Origin of the sequence: Desulfosporosinus fructosivorans (genome assembly GCF_004766045.1) — a bacterium.
GTDB lineage: Bacteria > Bacillota > Desulfitobacteriia > Desulfitobacteriales > Desulfitobacteriaceae > Desulfosporosinus > Desulfosporosinus fructosivorans.
Genome location: NZ_SPQQ01000010.1, coordinates 125,070 through 147,120, shown reverse-complemented (window position 1 = coordinate 147,120; position 22,051 = coordinate 125,070). Strand labels below are relative to the sequence as shown.

Sequence of the window (22,051 nt, the reverse complement as noted above, 5' to 3'; positions counted from 1 at the left end):
CAAGTCATGAGACAAGAACAAGACAAGGGGACGGTTCTCTTGTCTAACCTTTCAAGTCAGACAGGAGAACCGTCCCCTTGTCTTGCGTGTCCCCCTCTTGTCTTGCGCTCTCGTCTCGTGCTTGTCTCGGGAATTCGGAAAGTAGGTGTTACTTATTAAAGTTGGAATAGGTTATGATGTACACGCCTTAGTTGAGGGGCGACCTTTGATTCTGGGAGGGGTGGAAATCCCCTATGATCGAGGTTTGCTTGGGCACTCGGATGCGGATGTTCTAATTCATGCAATCATGGATGCTCTTTTAGGTGCTTTAGCCTTAGGGGATATCGGTGCTCATTTTCCGGATCATGATCCCCAGTATCAGGGCATTTCCAGTATTACTTTGCTGGAACATGTTGTAAGGCTCATTCAAGAAAAGGGTTATCGCGTTGGAAATGTTGACAGTATCATTGTAGCGCAGCGCCCTAAATTGGCCCCTTACATAATGGACATGAGAATGAATATGGCTAAGGTGTTGAGAGTTGAGGAATCCTGTGTTTCAGTGAAGGCAACGACTACTGAACGCCTTGGATTTGAAGGTCGAGAGGAAGGGATTAGTTCTCAAGCCATTGTGTGTTTAATAGGATTTGAGAGCTAATCTTAGAAAATATAGTAAGGGAAATCTGAATCAGTTTGAGTATAGTGAACTTGTTCACCTTAAGTTGAGCAGAGAAAATTTCTGAAAGCTCTTCTGTAAGGGCGATTCATGAATTGCCTTGCAGTGAATCGGTGACTTAGAAACAGAATCGGAGGATTGGAAATGAGTAAAGAAATTCGGACGAGATTTGCCCCGAGCCCAACGGGTTATATGCATATTGGAAACTTGAGGACTGCAATATACGAGTATTTAATAGCTAAGATTCAAAATGGAACATTTATTCTAAGGATTGAGGATACCGACCAGGAACGTTATGTAGAAGGCGCAAGAGAGGTCATTTACGAAACGCTTCGGTCGGTGAATCTGAATTATGATGAAGGGCCAGATATAGGTGGAGCATTTGGTCCCTATGTTCAAAGTGAAAGAAAAGAAATTTATAAAGAATACGCTGAAAAACTTGTCGAGCTGGGGGGGGCTTATTACTGCTTTTGCTCAAAGGAGCGCTTAGACCAGCTTAGGAAAGGGTCTGAATCTCAGAGTGGAGCATTTGAGTATGATGGATTTTGTAAAATACTCACAAACAAAGAAGTTGAGAGCAGACTTCAAAACAACGAGGCATATGTAATTCGACAAAAGGTCCCTAAAACAGGATCCACTTCATTTGAGGATTTGGTCTACGGGACAATTACTGTAGAAAACGAGACGCTGACTGACGGAATTTTGTTGAAAGCGGATGGGATGCCCACCTATAATTTTGCGAACGTCATTGATGACCATCTTATGGAAATCACTCACGTCGTAAGAGGGTCTGAATATCTGTCCTCTACTCCAAAATATAATCTCATTTATCAATCGTTTGGTTGGGAAATTCCTTCTTATCTTCACGTAGCTCCAATTATGAAGACCGCTGAAAAAAAGCTGAGTAAGCGAGAGGGGGATGCCTCATTCCAAGATCTTATAGAAAAGGGGTTCCTCAAAGAGGCAATTATTAACTATATTGTTTTATTGGGGTGGAGCCCTAGCACCAATGAAGAGTTCTTTACATTAAATGACTTAAGAGAGCAGTTTTCAATAAAAGGATTAAGCAAATCACCGGCGATTTTTGATATCAACAAGCTAAAATGGATGAACGGTGAGTATCTTCGTCGTATGAGTACGGAGGATTTCCACCAAGTGGCGGTTCCATATTATACGGAACTAGTTCATTCTGAAATTGATTTAAAAAAGGTTAGCGTACTTCTGCAACCCCGCACGGAAATTTTATTAGAAATACCTGAGAAGATCGATTTTTTAGCGGAATTGCCTAACTATGACCCCCAGCTGTATTTGAATAAAAAAATGAAAACTGATTTATTAATCGCTTTAAATAATTTAAGGGCATCGAAGGAAGAACTTTCGCTGTTAAATCAATGGGGACATGATGGGATCGAGGGATGTCTGACCACTTTAGCGGCGACCTTAGGGGTGAAAAACGGCCAAGTATTATGGCCTGTTCGTATTGCACTTTCCGGAAAAGCTTCAACTCCCGGGGGCGCCGTTGAGCTAGCTGAACTCTTAGGTAAGGGTGAAACATTGCGTCGTCTTGAAGTCGGTATACAAAAATTGGGGTAGACTAATAAGAATACACACCGTAATGTTGACAGTGTTTTGAACTCTGGTCTATAATAATCACAATTCATAGTGATAAGGCGATGACGAGAAAGAGTACAAAGAGGAATTGCAACAAGCGAAGATGGGATAGTGGAAGCCATTAGCAAGGAATTTTTGGAAGTGCGTCTCTGAGTTGATTGGAAGAAGAAAAGTATTCCAATCCGTTTTGACTGCGTTAAAGTTTTAAGTTGGAACGAAGTATCGTTCAAACAGAGTGGAACCGCGGAATCTTTCGTCTCTGACGAAGGGCTCCGCTTTTTGTATTTATTTACAGGTTATTTGGATAATTTTGAGGGAGTGGGGTGAGGTAAATGTTATTTCCACAATTGAGGCGTGATGTGCGAGTTATTTTTGAACGAGATCCTGCAGCAAAAAGTATTTGGGAGGTCATATTTTGTTATCCAGGGTTTCATGCCGTACTTTTTCACCGAGTGGCACATTGGATGTATCTGCACAAAATGGTGCTTATACCGCGTATGATCTCCCAGCTCTCTCGATTCCTTACCGGGATTGAAATCCACCCAGGTGCGAAGATCGGACAAGGCTTTTTTATTGATCATGGAACAGGTGTAGTCATCGGTGAAACTGCAGAAGTTGGAGACAATGTTACCATCTACCAAGGGGCTACCCTGGGTGGGACAGGTAAAGAAAAAGGTAAAAGGCATCCGACCATTGGGAATAATGTCGTGATTGGAGCGGGTGCAAAGATTTTGGGATCTTTTAAAGTTGGGGATAATGTAAAAATAGGAGCAGGGTCGGTGGTGAATAAACCAATCCCTAGTGACACGACTGTAGTAGGGGTTCCAGGCAGGATTGTTCTTCACCACGGAGTCCCGATCAAAGACCCTGATTTAAGACATGATGACCTACCCGATCCAGTCAATGAAATGTTAAAATGCTTAATGCATCGTGTGGAATATTTGGAACAACGCCTAATTAAAGAGGAGAGTGGATACAATGTCTTTGAAATTATACAACACAATGACTCGTCAAAAAGAGCAGTTCCAGCCACGGGAGAGCGGGAAGGTTGCGATGTACGTATGCGGTCCGACGACCTATAACTTTATCCATGTGGGGAATGCGCGGATGTTTGTCGTATTTGACATGATTAGGCGTTATTTCATGTATAAAGGATATGATGTCAATTACGTACAGAATTTCACTGATGTGGATGACAAAATTATTAAACGGGGAAACGAAGAAGGGATGGAGCCTTTGGCTTTAGGCCAGAAATATATTGCCGAATATTTCAAGGATGCCTTGGCCCTGAATATCCTACCGGCGACCGTACATCCTAAGGCTACGGAACATATTCCGGAAATGATTGGGATTATTGAAGGGCTTATAAGCTCAGGATTAGCGTACGAAGTGGATGGGGATGTTTATTTTGCGGTAGATCATTTTCCCAACTATGGGAAGCTGTCTGGCAGAACGCTCGATGATATGAAGGCCGGAGCTAGGGTTGAGGTGGACAAACGCAAACATCATCCGATGGACTTTGCACTATGGAAAAACGCCAAGCCAGGAGAACCCTCTTGGGAAAGCCCATGGGGCAAGGGCCGTCCAGGTTGGCACATCGAATGCACAGCAATGTCGTTAAAATATCTGGGGGCAGGTTTCGATATTCATGGTGGAGGAGGAGACCTTGTTTTTCCTCATCATGAAAATGAAATTGCTCAAACGGAAGGGTACTTAAAAGGAGAGACCTTTGCTCATTATTGGATGCACAACGCATTTCTGACCATCAATCAGGAAAAAATGTCCAAGTCCTTAGGCAATTTCTTTACAACCCGGGAGTTACTTGAAAAATCAGCAGGAGAAGTCATCCGTTTTTATTTACTGGGCACTCATTATCGTAGTCCGTTGGATTTCGATGATCAGAACTTGGTTATGGCCCAAAAAGGGCTAGAGCGCTTGCAGACCAGTATCCGTTTAGCCCAGCAAGCGTTGGAGCGTGAGGGATCTTCTGTGAACGAACGGATTGAGGCTGAATTATTTCAAGCGGGCAAAGATGCTCGTGAGGCATTTGGGAAGGCCATGGATGATGATTTTAATTCAGCGCTCGCTTATGCAGCGCTCTTTGAACTAGCTAAAACGATGAATGGGTGTGTCCAGGAGAACCCTGGCCCTTCTAAAGGATTAGAAGAAGCCCAAAAGACCCTCTTAGAACTTGGAGGAGTGCTCGGGTTTGACCTACTTCATCCGGCTCGTGTTCCTGTCGAAAACGATGAAATTCTCAGTCAGGTAATGGAGGTCGTTATGCAGATCCGTTCACGGACACGCCTAAAAAAAGATTGGGAAATGGCAGATTTTATCCGAGATGCGCTCAAGGAAAAAGGCATAATTATTGAAGATACTCCGCAAGGGGCGAGATGGCAAATTAAGAAGTAGTTGAGGTGGGGTTTTATGCAAAATTGGCAGGAAATGAATGCCTTAACATTAGCGTATTTGGGAGATGCGGTCTATGAACTTTGGGCACGTACTCATATGCTGGAGCTGGGGCATGAAAAGGTTAAGGAACTCCACAAACAAGCAGTTGGCTATGTTCGTGCTAGTACCCAAGCCCTAATTTTACGTGCCCTTTTACCTGATCTTAACGAGGTGGAACAGCAAGTTGTTATGCGCGGGCGAAATGCCAAGGGAGGGCATCCTAAGAACGTAGATGTTGTTACTTACCGTCATGCGACGGCGTTTGAAAGTTTAGTGGGCTATTGGCATTTGAATCAACTAAACGATCGCCTGCAATGGGCGTTCGATCAAGTGGATGGCATAATTGAGGGGGAGTCAATCTCCACCGAAGCAGTGTACGAGATACCGTTGCCACTTGGAGAAGTGGGAGTATCACGACTGGATTAAAAAGATAGAGGGGAGAGAGAAACAAGACTATGCGAGTGGAACTTATTCAACATACCCCTGAGCCAGAAAAAGTAGTTGCGGCAGCTGCCCGCTTATGTTACTCTTCGGATCCAGTCCCTGATTTATTAGAACGCTTAGATGATGAAGTGGTGGCAAGTTTTGTTCGTAAATTGCGGGAGATGGGTCATCTTTCTACCTTTGAGCATGTGAGTTTTCAGTTTTCAATAGATGGTGTCTCAAGGGCCTTGTCTCACCAACTCGTCCGCCACCGAATCGCAAGTTATTCTCAGCGTTCTCAACGCTATGTCGAAGAAAAAGGGTTTGATTTTGTCGTTCCACCAAGTGTAAAGCGGAGTCCTCAGGCATTAGAACGTTTTGAGATGGTTATGGCTCGCCTTCAGGAGGACTATCAAGAGCTCTTGAATAGTGTGCCAGCAGAGGATGCCCGTTATGTTTTACCAAATGCTTGTACAACATCTTTGATGGCTACGTTTAATGTTAGATCTTTACTAAATTTTTTTGAGCACCGCACTTGTATAAGAGCTCAGTGGGAGATCCGTTCTTTAGCGGAAAAGATGTTGGAGTTGGTCCGAGTTGTAGCTCCCAATCTTTTTAGCGAGGCTGGCCCGACTTGCATAACGCAAGGTATCTGCCGTCAGGGCAAGTATAGTTGTGGGAGATTGAAAACCCTAGAAGGAAAGAAGTGAACGACTTGAGCGACTTGAACGATGAAATGGTCTTCGGCAAAAATCCCGTATTGGAGCTTTTAAAAAGCGGGAAACCAGTTAATAAGGTACTCTTTGTAACGGAAGGACCAGGTGGACGAAATCAAGATATCATTTCGTTATTGCGTGAACGGAGCATACCTTATCAATTTGTCGATCGTCAGTCTCTTGACCGCTTAACCAACCGTGAGCGCCACCAAGGAATGCTTGCCTATATTGCAGCGCGAGAGTATGCTAGTGTAGAGGACATGCTTGCTTTGGCTGAAGAAAGGCAGGAAGCCCCTTTTATTTTGATGCTGGATGAGATCGAAGACCCTCATAATTTGGGGGCGTTATTGAGGACAGTAGATGCTGTCGGAGCCCATGGGGTGATTATTCCTAAAAGACGCAGTGTTACCTTGACAGGTACTGTCGCTAAAACTTCTGCCGGGGCTGTTGAGCATGTGCTCGTAGCGCGTGTGAGCAATCTGGTCCAAACCTTACAGGAACTCAAGAAGAAAGGTTGCTGGGTGTCTGGGGCTGAAGCAGGAGGAAAAGTAGCTTTTGAAGCAGACCTCACCGGTTCGCGAGTTATTGTCATTGGTAGCGAAGGGAAAGGCATAAGCCGTTTACTACGAGAAAATTGTGATGAGCTTGTCAGTCTACCAATGAGGGGGAAAGTCAGTTCGCTAAACGCTAGCGTTGCTGGGTCTGTCATGCTTTATGAAGTTCTTCGGCAGAGAACCGACAGAACAACCAAAACTTCGCCTTGACGCTTTTCTTTAGGGTCGAGTATAATAAGAATGTTCTCGTGGACAAGGGCGAGCGAGATTTGCGTCTGTTTCATGACGACATTAGGGGGTATCAACTTGACTCTTCAAGCCCAACCAGAGCTACTGGATTGCGAAAGCATCGATGTAATAGTGGATGAACAGGTGGTTGAGCTTGCCAAGAAAGGCGACGCTACAGCACTAGAGTACCTAATCAACAAGTATAAAAACTTTGTCAGAGCAAAAGCCCGTTCGTATTTTCTAATTGGAGCCGATCGTGAAGATATTATCCAAGAGGGTATGATTGGACTCTATAAGGCTATTCGAGATTTTCGTGGCGACAAACTTTCTTCCTTTCGAGCTTTTGCCGAATTATGCATTACTCGCCAAATTATTACGGCGATTAAAACGGCAACTCGTCAGAAACACATTCCGCTCAACTCATATGTTTCCTTGAATAAGCCCATCTACGACGAAGATTCTGATCGGACACTACTTGATGTAATCTCCGGAACTAGAATCACAGATCCAGAAGAACTTATGATCAGCCGGGAAGAATTCGACGATATTGAGGAAAAAATGGGTGAAATCCTCAGCTCATTGGAATGGAAAGTACTGATGTCCTACTTGGAAGGGAAATCCTATCAGGAGATTGCAGTTGACCTGAGAAGACATGTGAAATCGATTGATAATGCGTTGCAGAGGGTTAAGAGAAAGCTTGAACGCTATCTAGAACGCCGTGATGGATAATTTTACATAGGTCATCACAAATAAAATGCTTGCATTCGGCAGTGAGAAATGTTAGACTACACAAGTGCCTAGCGAAGATACAGAGATTAAGGCACTTGAGAAATGCCGACGTAGCTCAATTGGTAGAGCAACTGATTTGTAATCAGTAGGTTGCGGGTTCGAGTCCCATCGTTGGCTCCATTAATGGACAACTGAATTATCTAACATCGCGGGGTGGAGCAGTGGTAGCTCGTCGGGCTCATAACCCGAAGGTCGTCGGTTCAAATCCGGCCCCCGCAACCAAGTGCGATCAGACAGCGAAGCTGTCTTTTTTATACTAGTCAGAAGTGTCCCTACTCGCCATGACTGGCGTATAAGCGCAACTTGGCTATTGCTAGCCGAGTTTTCTTTATGATAAGATGTTATTCTTGACACGGAAATTATCTTATGATAAAGTATTTTGAGTAATGAATTAAAATACAGCGTCTTACCGTTGTCCGGGAGGTGTTCGTGAATGCGCGTTGGCATTATATTGGCGTGTACGGATTGCAAGCACCGTAACTACGCTTCTATCAAAAATAAGAAGAATAACCCTGATCGCTTGGAAGCCCAAAAATTTTGTAAGTTTTGCAAAACCCATACTCTCCATAAAGAGACTAAGTAATTTTTTTTTGTAATGGTTTATACTGTACGCCAGGAAGCGTTGTCACAGTGTCAATGACATTCGATGTCGTGTAAGGATGTGAAGTGATGGGCGCGTTGAAGAAACCAGCCAATACTCAGCGGCAGACAGAAAAAGCTGCAGAGTATTTACGCGGGGTTTTGAGCGAGTTAAAGAAAGTTCATTGGCCAAACCGTAGGCAATTACTCACCTATACAGGAGTTGTATTCTTTGCGGTGGTGATTGTATCCATTCTGATGTGGATTGTGGATAGCGGGTTAAGTCTGGCCTTGACCAAGTTACTGCCCTAACCTGTGAGATCCTACGGCAGTGTCTGAGGAGGTCCTTGAGAAATGGCAAAAGACTGGTTTGTTATTCATACTTATTCCGGCTATGAGAACAAAGTAAAGATGAATCTTGAAAAACGTGTCGAGTCCATGAACATGGAAGAGAAGATATTTCGCGTACTCGTTCCCATGGAAGATGAAATCGAATTCAAAAATGGGAAGCAGAAAGTCACCAAACGCAAGGTGTATCCAGGCTATGTGCTCGTTGAAATGGAAATGACAGACGACTCATGGTATGTTGTACGTAATACGCCTGGTGTAACTGGGTTTGTTGGCACGGGAACGAAGCCGATTCCATTACTGGACAGTGAGGTTGTTAAGATTCTACAACAAATGGGTATGGATGAAGTTCACACTCGAATTGATTTTGAGATCAATCAGAGTATCCAGGTCATTGCGGGTCCGTTTAAGGACTTTGTAGGAGTGGTTCGTGAAATTCTTGCAGACAAAGGCAAATTGCGAGTAGAAGTGTCAATGTTTGGTAGAGAGACTCCTGTCGAATTGGAGTTTGCGCAGGTTCAAAGACTCGATTAAGGGTTATCCTGATAAGGAGGTGTAATGACAATGGCAAAAAAAGTAATTGGGTTGGTAAAATTAGCGATTAATGCAGGAAAGGCAACACCGGCACCTCCAATTGGTCCAGCACTGGGTCAACATGGTGTCAACATTATGGCTTTCTGCAAAGAATACAATGAACGCACCAAAGATCAAGCAGGACTTATCATTCCTGTTGAAATTACAGTGTATGAAGATCGCTCGTTTACCTTTATCACCAAAACTCCACCAGCTGCTGTATTGTTAAAAAAAGCAGCAAATATCACTTCGGGTTCAGCAGAACCAAATCGTAAAAAGGTAGCGTCTGTCCCAAAATCGAAGGTTCGCGAGATTGCGGACATTAAGATGAAGGATTTGAATGCTGCAAGCATCGAAGCTGCAATGCGTATGGTTGAAGGTACAGCGCGGAGCATGGGAATCGATATCATCGAAGGCTAAAAAATATTGTGGGAGGGCTAAGCCCGCATTACCACAAGGAGGTTAAAAGAATGGCAAAAGTCGGTAAAAAGTATCAAGAGGCAGTAAAATCTTTTGATCGTATTGCTCTTTACGAACCACTAGAGGCTCTAACAATCGTTCTAACTAACGCAAAAGCAAAGTTCGATGAGACAGTTGAAGTTGCTTTCAAGCTGGGTATTGACACCCGTCATGCTGACCAACAAATTCGTGGCGCAATTGTGCTTCCGAATGGTACTGGAAAAACTCGGTCCGTGTTGGTATTTGCTAAAGGGGAGAAAGCTAAAGAAGCAGAACTCGCTGGCGCAGACTTTGTCGGTGCTGAAGACATGATTGCTAAGATCGAGCAAGGATGGTTCGGTTTTGAAGTAGTAGTTGCAACACCGGATATGATGGGAATGGTGGGTAAGTTGGGCCGAGTTCTCGGACCAAAAGGCCTTATGCCTAACCCTAAAACCGGAACAGTTACCCTAGATGTAGCTCGGGCAATTAAAGAGATCAAAGCTGGTAAGATTGAATACCGCGCGGAGAAAGCTGGTATCATTCAAGCTCCAATCGGGAAAGCCTCGTTTACTGCTGAACAACTGTTAGAAAACTATCGTGTTTTAGCTGAGACCTTAGCTAAAGCTAAGCCTGCTGCTGCTAAGGGCCAATATGTACGTAGTGTTACCGTGTCTTCAACAATGGGACCTGGCGTACGCATTAACCCTGCAAAAGCTCTCGCTCAGTAACATCGGTATATTCTTGACAATAGTCAGTAGAGAAGATACACTAGCACGTACGGACAATTCACGTATTGTCCCTACTATATAAGTCCGCTGTAGAAAGCAGGTGCCGTAAGGCTTAATGTCCTGCCGAGGTTGGAAGATACGCCGATGGATATTTCTTTGGCATTCTTAACCTCTGCAAACGCGGAGGTTTTTTGCTAAGTTTATCTGAAGGAAGGAGGTACACATAATGCCTAATATTGAAGAAAAAAGTCTAGTAGTCTCAGAAATCAAGGAAAAGTTCCAAAATGCCTCTGGGATTGTCTTAGCTGACTATCGTGGTTTGACCGTGGCTCAAGTAACGCAATTGCGTGCTCAGCTTCGTAATGCTGGAGTGGAGTACAGGGTGATGAAAAACACACTAGTACGCCGCGCCGCTGCTGAACTAGGAGTAGAAGGCCTGGATTCCTATCTTAAGGGACCAACTGCACTTGCTTTTTGTGCAGATCCTGTCGCTCCAGCCAAAGTTTTAATGGAGTTTGTCAAAGTAAATAAGCTGAAAAAGTTCCAAATCAAAGCTGGAGTGCTCAATGGGAAAGTAATTGGATCTGAGGAAGTCAAAGCTCTTGCAGCTCTTCCTTCCCGCGAAGTGCTACTGACTATGGTCTTGCGTGGTATGCAGGCGCCACTTACTGGTATGGTCAACGTTCTTCAAGGACCGATCCGAAAAATGGGCTATGCATTGGAAGAAGTGCGTAAGCTTAAGGCTGCTCAGTAATTTAATGTTCATTAGTTATAAATCTAAAACACTCATATTTTAAGGGGGAAATTAATAATGTCTAAAGTAAATGAAATTCTCGAATCCGTTAAAGGTTTAACTGTCCTCGAACTATCTGAACTCGTAAAGGCGTTTGAAGTAGAATTCGGCGTAAGTGCAGCAGCTCCAGTAGCAGTTGCAGGCGGAGGAGCAGCAGCTCCTGCATCTGAAGAAGTAGAAGAAAAAACAGAATTTGATGTTATGCTCATGAATTGTGGAGCTTCTAAAATCAGTGTTATCAAAGTTGTTCGCGAAGCGACTGGCCTTGGTCTGAAAGAAGCTAAGGATCTCGTTGACAATGCGCCTAAAGCAGTAAAAGAAAAAATCTCCAAAGACGAAGCAGAAGCTTTAAAAGCAAAATTAACTGAAGCCGGTGCAACCGTCGAAGTGAAATAAGCTTAATAGATCCAAGAAGGTACTCTCTCTCGAAGAGGGTACCTTCTTTCTTATACTTGATATAAAATTAATGAATATTACTTGACAGCACTATTATGTTTTGTTATACTCTATAGATGTTACAATACATGTAACTGGAATTATTACTTAATCTGTCCATGCTCTGGTAATTATTTGAAAGCATTGGATATTGAGGAGATATTAGCTTGATTTTGTTGAAATGAGGCGGAATACCATAAACAGTGAAGCGAGGTTCTATTAAAAGGCCTTGCTTTTGGCTGTATATGTCAATATATTTATACCTCGTTGAGAGGAAACCGCACTGAGGGGTGAAACATTATGTTCTATCCTGTTAAGGTAGGGACACGGGAACGATGGAGCTATTCCAGAATCAGGGAAGTCCTTGATATGCCAAATTTGATTGAAATTCAGCAGAACTCCTATCGCTGGTTTCTCGATGAAGGGTTGCGCGATATGTTTCGCGACATTTCCCCTATTCAAGATTTCACCGGCAATCTCGTCTTGGAATTTATTGATTATAGCTTAGGCGAGGCTAAGTATCAGGTGGAGGAGTGTAAAGAGCGCGATGTCACGTTTGCTGCGCCACTGCGCGTAAAGGTACGCCTGATCAATAAGGAAACAGGGGAAGTTAAAGAGCAGGAAGTCTTTATGGGGGATTTCCCGTTGATGACTGACAAAGGTACGTTTATTATTAATGGAGCAGAACGTGTCATCGTCAGCCAACTTGTCCGCTCGCCTGGAGTCTATTATGCAGAACAAATCGATGCGAGTGGTAAGAAACTTTATGGAGCGACGGTTATTCCGAATCGTGGAGCATGGTTGGAATTCGAAACGGATGTTAATGATAATATCTTTGTAAGGGTTGACCGAACACGGAAATTACCAGGTACAGTTCTAATTCGTGCTTTGGGGTACGCAAGCAACGGCCAGATTCTAGAGCTCTTTAATGATAATGAATATATTCGTGCAACATTAGAAAGAGACAACTCCGAGTCAACCGAAGAAGCTTTGGTTGAGATTTACAAACGGTTAAGACCAGGTGAACCTCCAACTGTCGACAGTGCGCGATCATTGCTTGAAGCGTTATTCTTTGATGCTAAACGCTATGATCTGGCGAAGGTAGGTCGGTATAAACTAAATAAGAAACTAATAGATTTCCAAGAACCTGACGACTTACCTCCGATGGACATCCGACATTTGACCCGCGGCGATATCGTGGCTACAGTTAAGCGCATGTTGGCTTTGATGGAAGGACAGGGGCATAAAGATGACATCGACCATTTAGGGAATCGTCGTCTGCGTTCGGTGGGGGAACTCCTCCAGAATCAATTCCGTATTGGTTTGTCGCGAATGGAACGAGTAGTCCGCGAGCGGATGACTATTCAGGACGTTGAAGTAATTACCCCTCAAGTACTGATTAATATTAGACCTGTTGTAGCTGCAATCAAGGAGTTTTTTGGTAGTAGCCAGTTGTCACAATTTATGGACCAAACAAATCCCTTGGCTGAGTTAACACATAAACGTCGTTTGAGTGCTTTAGGACCTGGGGGATTAAGTAGGGAACGTGCAGGTTTTGAAGTGCGTGACGTTCACTTTTCCCACTATGGTAGGATGTGTCCGGTAGAAACACCAGAAGGACCGAACATTGGTTTGATCGGTTCGTTAGCAACTTTTGGACGTATTAATCCTTATGGTTTCATAGAAGCTCCATACCGTAAGGCAGATAAAGAGAATGGTAGAGTTACGGATGAAATCCATTATTTAACTGCTGACGAGGAAGAACATTATGTCGTAGCACAGGCCAATGCTCCACTAGATAAAGATGGTAAATTCCTTGGAGAAAAAGTTGACGGTCGTCACGGTGTGGACTTTGTTCATGTTTCGCCAAACCACGTCGACTACATGGACGTCTCTCCCAAACAAATGGTATCTATCGCAACGGCCTTAATCCCGTTCCTGGAGCATGATGATGCGAACAGAGCCTTGATGGGTTCTAACATGCAAAGACAAGCTGTACCTCTCTTGCGTACCACTTCGCCTTACGTAGGGACAGGGATGGAATACAAGACAGCTAAGGACTCTGGCGTTTGTGCGATTACTAAACAAGCTGGTGTTGTTGAGCGATCAACCGCGGATGAAATTATAGTCCTTCATGCAGACGGGACGACAGAAAAACATAAGTTGCTCAAATATTCTCGTTCTAATCAAGGCACATGCATTAACCAACGCCCCATAGTTAAAAAAGGGGAAATTGTTGAAGCAAATCAGATTATTGCGGATGGCCCGTCGACTGACCATGGAGAACTTGCTTTAGGTCACAATGTGTTGGTAGCCTTCATGACTTGGGAAGGGTATAACTATGAGGATGCTATCCTCATTAGCGAAAAGCTGATTAGAGAAGATTACTACACCTCTATTCATATTGAAGAGTATGAATCAGATGCACGTGATACAAAGCTTGGGCCGGAAGAAATTACTCGTGATATTCCCAACGTTGGGGAGGATGTTCTGAAGGATCTCGATGAACGAGGAATTATTCGAATCGGTGCAGAAGTTCGGCCAGGTGATATTTTGGTCGGAAAAGTAACCCCGAAAGGGGAGACTGAACTCACGGCAGAAGAACGCCTACTTCGTGCAATCTTTGGCGAAAAGGCCCGTGAGGTACGTGATACCTCGTTGCGAGTGCCTCATGGAGAAGCTGGTAAGATTGTCGATGTGAAGGTTTTTACCCGCGAAAATGGGGACGAACTGTCTCCTGGTGTTAATCAACTCGTTCGCGTGTACATTGCTCAAAAGCGCAAAATATCTGTAGGGGACAAAGTGGCGGGGCGTCACGGAAATAAAGGGGTTATCTCCCGCATCATGCGGCAAGAAGATATGCCGTTTATGCCAGATGGTACTCCGATTGAGATTGTTCTTAATCCGCTAGGGGTCCCTTCTCGGATGAATATCGGTCAGGTTCTTGAAACGCACTTAGGCTTGGCTGCTAAGGCTCTAGGAATCCGCATAGCGACTCCGGTCTTTGACGGTGCTACGGAAGATGACATTTTCGAGACTCTAGAGAAAGCAGGACTCCCGAAGGATGGGAAAACATTGTTATTTGACGGTCGTACGGGAGATCCCTTCGACAGCAAGATCACGGTTGGCTATATGTATGTTCTTAAACTTCACCATTTAGTTGACGATAAAATTCATGCCCGTTCCACGGGTCCATACTCCCTAGTGACACAGCAACCGTTGGGTGGTAAAGCACAATTCGGAGGCCAACGCTTTGGAGAAATGGAAGTCTGGGCTTTAGAGGCCTATGGTGCAGCTTATACTTTACAAGAGATATTAACAGTAAAATCAGATGATGTAGTCGGCCGCGTTAAGACATATGAAGCGATCGTCAAAGGAGAAAACATCCCTGAACCAGGCATTCCGGAATCCTTTAAGGTCTTGATCAAGGAGATGCAGAGTTTAGGACTTGATGTTAGAGTCTTAGCAGCAGATGATCGGGAAATTGAGATCCATGACACCGATGAGGATATTACGGAAACCGCAAAGGAACTCGGCATTGATTTACATGAGGAACTCCCTCCCCCGGCGACGCGCATAATTGCCACCAAGGATGAGGATGATCTCGTTGCCGACGAGGAAGAATCGCTCGATGGATTTGTTGTAGAATCCCTTGTGGAAGAAGATATAGATCTCGGCGATCTCAAATAGTCCCCCGGACGAAAGGAGCGATAAGGATTGCTAGACGTCAATAACTTCGACCGCATGCGAATCGGCTTAGCCTCTCCAGATATGATTCGTGAGTGGTCATTTGGAGAAGTAAAGAAGCCAGAAACCATCAACTACCGGACCTTAAAACCGGAGCGTGAAGGCTTGTTTTGTGAGAAAATCTTTGGTCCGACTCGGGACTGGGAATGCCATTGTGGTAAATATAAGCGCGTTCGGTATAAAGGAATTGTTTGTGACCGTTGCGGAGTTGAAGTAACCCGCTCTAAAGTTCGTCGTGAACGAATGGGCCACATTGTACTCGCTGCTCCGGTATCCCATATTTGGTATTTTAAAGGGATCCCGAGCCGCATGGGATTACTTTTGGACATGTCTCCACGAGCTTTAGAAAAAGTTCTGTATTTTGTTTCCTATATTGTGACCAATTCCGGAGATACATCGTTAATGAAGAAACAACTCCTGACTGAAACTGAATATCGTGAATATCGCGATAAGTATGGGGATCGTTTTCAAGCCAGCATGGGAGCAGAAGCTGTTAAACTATTGCTCGGCGAGATGGATTTAGACAAGCTTAATGATGAACTTCGCATAGAGTTAAAGGAAGTATCTGGACAGCGAAAGATCCGGGCGATTCGTCGTCTCGAAGTTGTCGAGGCCTTCAAAACGTCTGGAAACCGTCCAGACTGGATGATTATGGATGTTGTCCCGGTGATTCCGCCCGAATTGCGTCCGATGGTACAGTTAGATGGAGGCCGATTCGCTACATCCGACCTGAATGATCTCTATCGACGAGTCATTAATCGGAATAATCGTTTGAAGCGTCTTTTAGATCTCGGAGCACCCGACATTATCGTACGGAATGAAAAGCGAATGCTTCAAGAGGCAGTCGATGCCTTGATTGACAATGGTCGTCGTGGACGTCCAGTGACTGGTCCTGGCAACCGACCCCTTAAATCTTTGAGCGATATGTTAAAGGGAAAACAAGGGCGCTTCCGTCAGAACCTTTTGGGAAAACGCGTAGATTATTCTGGTCGGTCCGTTATTGTTGTTGGCCCGAACCTTAAACTTCATCAGTGCGGTCTTCCTAAGGAAATGGCTTTGGAACTTTTTAAACCCTTTGTGATGAAAAAACTTGTTCAAGATGGTCATGCCCACAATATCAAAAGCGCTAAACGCATGGTAGAGAGAGTACGACCAGAGGTGTGGGATGTCCTTGAAGAAGTTATCTCGGATCACCCAGTCATGCTAAACCGAGCCCCAACTCTTCACCGTTTGGGAATCCAAGCATTCGAGCCTATTTTAGTCGAGGGTAAGGCTTTGCAGATCCACCCGTTGGTATGTACTGCCTACAACGCGGACTTTGACGGAGACCAAATGGCGGTGCACGTTCCCTTGTCTGCAGAAGCTCAGTCTGAAGCTCGATTGCTGATGTTGGCGTCCCACAATATCTTGAACCCTAAAGATGGTCGGCCCGTACAAACTCCGACTCAAGATATGGTTTTGGGATCATATTACCTAACTATGGATCGTCCAGGCGCCTTTGGTGAAGGTAAAATATTTAAAGACTATGATGAAGCAGTCCTAGCTTATGATTCAAAAGCAGTCCACTTGCAGGCCAGTATCAAAGTTCGGCGGAATGGAGCACTCTTGGAGACGACCGTAGGACGATTGATATTCAATTCTGTCATCCCTCCTGAAGTCGGTTATTTTAACGAAGTTATCGGCAAAAAGGGCCTTGGGGACATTGTGGCTAAAACCTATCGCAGGTGTGGCTATGAAGCGACAGCTTCACTGTTAGACGGCTTAAAAAATCAAGGATTTAAGTTCTCTACTCGAGCAGGTATGACTGTCGGACTGACGGACATAACAGTTCCAGAGGCAAAGGCGGAGATTCTTGCTAAAGCGGACTTAGCGGTTGCGAAAACAGAGCAACAATATCGTCGCGGTTTGATTACAGACGAAGAGCGTTATAACCTCGTCATCGATACTTGGGCGAAGGCTACTAAGACAGTGACCCAGGCGTTGATGGATACCCTTGATCAATTTAATCCGGTGTACATGATGGCGACGTCTGGTGCCCGGGGTAATATTCAGCAACTGAGGCAACTAGCAGGAATGCGGGGACTTATGGCGGATCCGTCTGGACGAACTATTGAGTTGCCGATCAAAGCAAACTTCCGTGAAGGTCTAACCGTCTTGGAATACTTCATCTCCTCTCACGGTGCACGGAAAGGCTTGGCAGATACAGCCCTGCGAACAGCCGACTCAGGTTATTTGACTCGACGCTTAGTCGATGTATCTCAAGACGTAATTGTGCGCGAAGAAGACTGCGGTACTTTGGTGGGCATCATGGTGGAAGACATTAAAGATGGCCCAGAAATTATTGAACCACTAATTGATCGCCTTGTCGGACGTTTTGTCTTGGAAGATGTTATTCATCCAGAGACAGGTGAAGTAATCGCTTCACCCGATTATGAAATCACTGAGGAACAGGCGGAAGAAATGGTTAAAGCTTCTGATTCCGCCATTATCCGATCAGTGCTCACCTGTAAATCACGCTATGGTGTCTGCAAGAAGTGTTACGGTCGCAATCTCGCAACTGGACATCCTGTTGAGATGGGCGAGGCTGTTGGAATTATTGCAGCACAATCCATTGGGGAACCTGGAACTCAGCTAACGATGCGTACGTTCCATACCGGTGGAGTTGCGGGAGATGATATAACCCAGGGTCTGCCGCGGGTAGAAGAGCTGTTTGAAGCCCGTAAACCGAAAGGGCAAGCGATCATCTCGGAAGCAATCGGTAAGGTGTCCATTAGTGAAGTAAAAGGACGACGGGAAATAGATCTCCTCACGGAAACCGAGGAACATTTGACGTATACCATCCCCTACGGATCACGACTCTGTGTTAAAGAGGGTCAAATGGTCGAAGCAGGTGATGAGCTGACAGAAGGAAGCATTAATCCTCATGACATGCTGAAAGTCAAAGGTCAACGCGGAGTTCAAGTCTATCTGTTAGGTGAAGTCCAGCGCGTATATCGCCTTCAAGGGGTAGATATTAATGATAAGCACATCGAAGTAATGGTTCGTCAAATGTTGCGCAAGGTTAAAATCGATGATGCCGGAGATACGAGCTTGCTCCCTGGTGGTCTAATTGATGTCTTTGACTTCCAAGATGAGAATGCTCGGACGATTGCTGGAGGTGGAGAACCTGCAGTAGCTCACCCAGTATTATTAGGGATTACGAAGGCCTCCCTGGCAACAGACTCCTTCCTATCTGCGGCTTCTTTCCAAGAGACAACTCGAGTTCTCACGGAAGCGGCTATAAAAGGAAAGGTTGATCCACTTCTTGGACTCAAAGAGAATGTGATCATCGGTAAATTAATACCTGCTGGAACTGGCATGTCGAGGTATCGGACAATAAAAACTTTAGAACCAAAGTAAATGAATTATTGACACGCCAGATCTCTAATGCTAAAATATTAAAGTGTGATTAAGGGGGAAAGCATTTTGGTGCTTGATGAAACCTTCAAAAACGCCAAACGTAAAACTGTGGGTTTAAAACAAACCCAACGGGCTCTGGAAAAAGGACTCGTTCGACTGTTATTTACAGCGAACGATGCAGAACCTCATGTTCTTCGACCAGTCGTAGAATGGTGCGCTACTCATAATGTGGAGCGAATTGAGGTTCCGTCTATGAAGGAACTCGGGAAAGCATGTGGAATTGAAGTAGGTACTGCTGTTGCAGCCACATTGCTAGACTAGTTACAGGTTAAACATTTCAAGTAGACTGTTTAGCGTAGGTTTTGGAATTGCTTGCTAAATGCTGCTGCAAGCAATTCCTTGTATATGTATCTGATCAGAAAGGAGGTAGAGATATGCCGACAATTAATCAACTTATCCGTAATGGACGTGCCTCAATCGCTACAAAATCAACAGCTCCAGCTTTACAGTGGGGCTATAACTCTCTTAAGCGAAAGCAATATCCATCAGGAGGGTCTCCTCAAAAGCGTGGGGTTTGTATCAGAGTTTACACAACGACTCCTAAGAAACCTAACTCAGCACTTCGAAAAGTTGCTCGTGTTCGCTTGACTAATGGATTTGAGGTAACCACCTACATCCCAGGCGTTGGGCACAATTTGCAAGAACACTCCGTGGTACTCATTCGTGGTGGCCGTGTTAAGGACATTCCGGGAGTACGTTATCACGTAATTCGTGGCGCACTAGACACAACAGCTGTTCAAAAACGTGCGCAAGGACGCTCAAAATACGGAGCAAAACGTCCGAAAAAAGCTTAATATGTTACTGAATTATAGAGAAATACGTTAAAAAGGAGGTAAACTAATGCCACGTAAAGGATATATTGGAAAACGCGATGTTTTGCCAGATCCGATTTACAAGAATCAAACTCTAACTAAGTTTATTAATCAAATTATGTTAGATGGTAAAAAGGGAACGGCTGAGGCTATTTGTTATAGTGCCTTTAACATGATTCAGGAGAAATCTGGTAAAGATCCAATTGAAGTCTTTGGTACTGCTTTGAAAAACGTTATGCCGGTATTGGAAGTAAAGGCCCGCCGTGTTGGTGGTGCAAATTATCAAGTGCCTATTGAAGTTCGAGCTGAGCGACGCACAACACTTGGTCTGCGCTGGCTTGTCGCTATGGCGCGTAAGCGCGGCGAAAAGACAATGCAGGAAAAGATTGCTGGAGAATTACTCGATGCCTCGAACAATACGGGCGGTTCTGTCAAGAAGAAAGAGGATATGCATAAAATGGCAGAGGCTAATAAAGCTTTTGCGCATTACAAGTGGTAATTTGATGCATACTGATTTTGACAGAAAGGGGGAATCACAGTGGCAAGAGCATTTGCATTAGAAAATACTCGTAATATTGGAATTATGGCACATATTGATGCTGGGAAAACAACGGTCACTGAACGTATCCTATTTTATACTGGACGAGTTCATAAAATTGGTGAAGTTCATGATGGTGCAGCAACAATGGACTGGATGGTTCAGGAGCAAGAGCGTGGTATTACCATTACTTCTGCGGCTACAACCTGCGAGTGGAAGAGTAATCGTGTTAACATTATCGACACACCAGGGCACGTGGACTTCACAGTAGAAGTTGAACGTTCTCTGAGGGTGCTTGATGGTGCAGTAGCAGTATTCTGTTCTGTCGGCGGAGTTGAACCTCAATCCGAAACAGTCTGGCGCCAAGCGGACAAATATAAAGTTCCACGTATCGCTTTTATTAATAAAATGGACCGGATGGGTGCTGATTTCTTCCGCGGTGTTTCAATGATATCGGACCGGTTGGGCGCTAATCCTGTTCCAATCCAATTACCGATTGGTGCGGAGGATAACTTTAAAGGAATTGTCGATTTAGTGTCGATGACGTCTACTGTCTATACGGATGACTTAGGCACAACTGAAGTGCATAGCGCGATTCCTGAAGATTTAGCCGAGTTAGCCGCTGAATATCGTGAGAAACTGATTGAGGCAGTCGCTGAAACAAGTGAAGAACTCATGATGAAGTATCTCGAAGGGACAGAAATTACTGAATTAGAAATTCGCGCCGGTATCCGTCGCGGAGTCATCGGGAACAAATTCATTCCAGTCCTTTGTGGTTCAGCATTTAAGAACAAAGGAGTACAACCACTGCTGGACTGTGTCGTTGATTACATGCCTTCGCCGCTGGATGTACCGCCTATTAAAGGTGTACATCCAGATACCGGAGCGGAAGATCAAAGGACAGCTTCTGACACAGAACCATTCTCTGCGTTGGCCTTTAAGATTATGTCTGACCCATTCGTGGGCAAATTAGCATTTTTCAGGACGTATTCCGGTGTGCTGAGTTCAGGCTCTTATGTTTACAACTCAACTAAAGGCAAGAGAGAACGTATTGGTCGGATTCTTCAAATGCATGCTAATCACCGTGAAGATATCGCTGAGGTGCGTTCTGGAGATATTGCTGCCGCAATTGGTTTGAAAGACACAACAACAGGAGATACCTTGTGCGATGAAAAGACACCTATCATTCTGGAAAGAATGGTGTTTCCTGAACCGGTAATCGATGTAGCGATTGAGCCTAAGACGAAAGTCGACCAGGAAAAAATGGGTGGCGCACTTGCTCGTCTTGCTGAAGAAGATCCGACATTTAGAATGCACACGGACACGGAAACAGGGCAAACGATTATTGCAGGAATGGGCGAGCTCCATCTTGAAATTATTGTTGACCGTCTTCAGCGGGAATTTAAGGTACAATGCGACGTAGGACGTCCTCAAGTCGCTTACAAAGAAACCATTCGGAAGACTGTCAAATCTGAAGGTAAGTTTGTACGTCAATCGGGCGGTCGTGGACAATACGGACACTGTTGGATCGAACTTATGCCACTAGAACCAGGAAGCGGCTTTGAATTCGTCAATAAAGTAGTCGGTGGAGTTATTCCTAGGGAATACATTAACCCTATTGGTGCTGGTATCCAAGAAGCCTTGCAAAATGGTATTTTGGCTGGATACCCTGTTCTTGACATACGTGCTACCGTTTATGACGGTTCTTACCACGATGTTGACTCTTCAGAAATGGCCTTTAAGATTGCTGGATCCATGGCTTTCAAAGCCGGTGCCCTCAAAGCAGATCCTGCGATTATTGAACCAGTTATGAAGGTTGAAGTGACTGTTCCTGAGGCTTACATGGGAGATGTGATTGGGGACATAAGTTCACGTCGAGGACGGATCGAAGGAATGGAAGCGCGTGGTAATGCACAAATTGTACGTGGCTTTGTTCCCCTTTCCGAAATGTTTGGTTATTCGACAGACCTGCGATCCGCTACCCAAGGGCGTGGTGTCTATGTGATGCAGTTTGACCACTACGAAGAAGTGCCTAAAGGCATTGCCGAAGGTATCATCGCCAAACGCCAAGGTTCATAAGCAAGGTTCGAGGTTCGATGATCGAGGCTTGAAATTAAAAGGTCAAAATTCGAGCTTCTAAACCTCATTGTTATAGAGATATTAAATAATTATTT

Annotated in this window: 21 protein-coding genes, 2 tRNA genes and 2 other annotated features; all 23 genes read left to right on the top strand. The window is 44.6% G+C overall.

The window, feature by feature from the left end:
• Positions 1–145 precede the first annotated feature (145 nt).
• The 23 genes from ispF (at position 146) to fusA (ending at position 21,956) form a co-directional block, all read left to right on the top strand.
• Positions 146–634 carry a 2-C-methyl-D-erythritol 2,4-cyclodiphosphate synthase gene (ispF, locus tag E4K67_RS22985; protein ID WP_135551025.1) on the top strand — a complete coding sequence of 163 codons (489 nt, stop codon included), beginning with the start codon at positions 146–148 and terminating at the stop codon, positions 632–634.
• A 162-nt stretch (positions 635–796) separates the two neighbouring features.
• Positions 797–2,245 carry a glutamate--tRNA ligase gene (gltX, locus tag E4K67_RS22980; RefSeq protein WP_135551023.1) on the top strand — a complete coding sequence of 483 codons (1,449 nt, stop codon included), beginning with the start codon at positions 797–799 and terminating at the stop codon, positions 2,243–2,245.
• A 71-nt stretch (positions 2,246–2,316) separates the two neighbouring features.
• Positions 2,317–2,527, top strand: a binding site (T-box leader).
• Positions 2,528–2,595: 68 nt separating this feature from the next.
• On the top strand, positions 2,596–3,345 hold the full coding sequence (gene cysE / locus E4K67_RS22975; RefSeq protein ID WP_135551021.1) for a serine O-acetyltransferase: 750 nt from the start codon (positions 2,596–2,598) through the stop codon (positions 3,343–3,345).
• Positions 3,242–4,675, top strand: coding sequence for a cysteine--tRNA ligase (cysS, locus tag E4K67_RS22970; protein WP_135551019.1), 1,434 nt, complete (start codon positions 3,242–3,244; stop codon positions 4,673–4,675). The genes cysE and cysS overlap by 104 nt, the downstream gene beginning before the upstream one ends.
• Before the next feature lie 15 nt (positions 4,676–4,690).
• Positions 4,691–5,140: a Mini-ribonuclease 3 gene (locus E4K67_RS22965; RefSeq protein ID WP_135551017.1), complete on the top strand. Its 450-nt coding sequence runs from the start codon at positions 4,691–4,693 to the stop codon at positions 5,138–5,140.
• 29 nt (positions 5,141–5,169) lie between these two features.
• The gene (thyX, locus tag E4K67_RS22960; protein ID WP_135551015.1) at positions 5,170–5,847 is read left to right on the top strand and encodes an FAD-dependent thymidylate synthase; all 678 of its coding nucleotides are present in this window, start codon (positions 5,170–5,172) and stop codon (positions 5,845–5,847) included.
• 14 nt (positions 5,848–5,861) lie between these two features.
• Positions 5,862–6,617, top strand: a complete 756-nt coding sequence (rlmB, locus tag E4K67_RS22955; protein ID WP_135551137.1) for a 23S rRNA (guanosine(2251)-2'-O)-methyltransferase RlmB — start codon at positions 5,862–5,864, stop codon at positions 6,615–6,617.
• A 96-nt stretch (positions 6,618–6,713) separates the two neighbouring features.
• Positions 6,714–7,364: an RNA polymerase sporulation sigma factor SigH gene (sigH, locus tag E4K67_RS22950; protein WP_135551013.1), complete on the top strand. Its 651-nt coding sequence runs from the start codon at positions 6,714–6,716 to the stop codon at positions 7,362–7,364.
• 104 nt (positions 7,365–7,468) lie between these two features.
• Positions 7,469–7,544: transfer RNA gene (locus E4K67_RS22945), tRNA-Thr, on the top strand.
• Between the two features lie 27 nt (positions 7,545–7,571).
• Positions 7,572–7,646 (top strand) — tRNA-Met (locus E4K67_RS22940).
• A gap of 211 nt (positions 7,647–7,857) precedes the next feature.
• Complete coding sequence (gene rpmG / locus E4K67_RS22935) at positions 7,858–8,007, top strand: 50S ribosomal protein L33 (RefSeq protein WP_135551011.1); 150 nt, start codon at positions 7,858–7,860, stop codon at positions 8,005–8,007.
• Positions 8,008–8,093: 86 nt separating this feature from the next.
• A complete protein-coding gene (gene secE / locus E4K67_RS22930; protein ID WP_135551009.1) occupies positions 8,094–8,315 on the top strand; it encodes a preprotein translocase subunit SecE in 222 nt (73 codons plus the stop codon).
• Positions 8,316–8,357: 42 nt separating this feature from the next.
• Entirely contained in the window at positions 8,358–8,885 is a 528-nt protein-coding gene (gene nusG / locus E4K67_RS22925; RefSeq protein ID WP_135551007.1) for a transcription termination/antitermination protein NusG, read from the top strand.
• 30 nt (positions 8,886–8,915) lie between these two features.
• Complete coding sequence (gene rplK, locus E4K67_RS22920) at positions 8,916–9,344, top strand: 50S ribosomal protein L11 (RefSeq protein WP_135551005.1); 429 nt, start codon at positions 8,916–8,918, stop codon at positions 9,342–9,344.
• 50 nt (positions 9,345–9,394) lie between these two features.
• A complete protein-coding gene (rplA, locus tag E4K67_RS22915; protein WP_135551003.1) occupies positions 9,395–10,093 on the top strand; it encodes a 50S ribosomal protein L1 in 699 nt (232 codons plus the stop codon).
• Between the two features lie 69 nt (positions 10,094–10,162).
• Positions 10,163–10,295 (top strand) — a sequence feature (ribosomal protein L10 leader region).
• Positions 10,296–10,319: 24 nt separating this feature from the next.
• Positions 10,320–10,847 (top strand): 50S ribosomal protein L10, encoded by a 528-nt coding sequence (rplJ, locus tag E4K67_RS22910; protein ID WP_135551001.1) that lies wholly within the window; start codon positions 10,320–10,322, stop codon positions 10,845–10,847.
• 57 nt (positions 10,848–10,904) lie between these two features.
• Positions 10,905–11,282, top strand: coding sequence for a 50S ribosomal protein L7/L12 (rplL, locus tag E4K67_RS22905; RefSeq protein WP_135550999.1), 378 nt, complete (start codon positions 10,905–10,907; stop codon positions 11,280–11,282).
• 339 nt (positions 11,283–11,621) lie between these two features.
• Positions 11,622–15,011 carry a DNA-directed RNA polymerase subunit beta gene (rpoB, locus tag E4K67_RS22900; protein WP_135550997.1) on the top strand — a complete coding sequence of 1,130 codons (3,390 nt, stop codon included), beginning with the start codon at positions 11,622–11,624 and terminating at the stop codon, positions 15,009–15,011.
• A gap of 27 nt (positions 15,012–15,038) precedes the next feature.
• Positions 15,039–18,467 (top strand): DNA-directed RNA polymerase subunit beta', encoded by a 3,429-nt coding sequence (rpoC, locus tag E4K67_RS22895; RefSeq protein ID WP_135550995.1) that lies wholly within the window; start codon positions 15,039–15,041, stop codon positions 18,465–18,467.
• Positions 18,468–18,536: 69 nt separating this feature from the next.
• A complete protein-coding gene (locus tag E4K67_RS22890; protein WP_135551135.1) occupies positions 18,537–18,788 on the top strand; it encodes a ribosomal L7Ae/L30e/S12e/Gadd45 family protein in 252 nt (83 codons plus the stop codon).
• Between the two features lie 113 nt (positions 18,789–18,901).
• Positions 18,902–19,321, top strand: coding sequence for a 30S ribosomal protein S12 (gene rpsL / locus E4K67_RS22885; protein ID WP_135550994.1), 420 nt, complete (start codon positions 18,902–18,904; stop codon positions 19,319–19,321).
• A 46-nt stretch (positions 19,322–19,367) separates the two neighbouring features.
• Entirely contained in the window at positions 19,368–19,838 is a 471-nt protein-coding gene (gene rpsG / locus E4K67_RS22880; protein WP_135550992.1) for a 30S ribosomal protein S7, read from the top strand.
• 39 nt (positions 19,839–19,877) lie between these two features.
• The gene (fusA, locus tag E4K67_RS22875) at positions 19,878–21,956 is read left to right on the top strand and encodes an elongation factor G (protein WP_135550990.1); all 2,079 of its coding nucleotides are present in this window, start codon (positions 19,878–19,880) and stop codon (positions 21,954–21,956) included.
• The last annotated feature ends 95 nt before the right edge of the window (positions 21,957–22,051 follow it).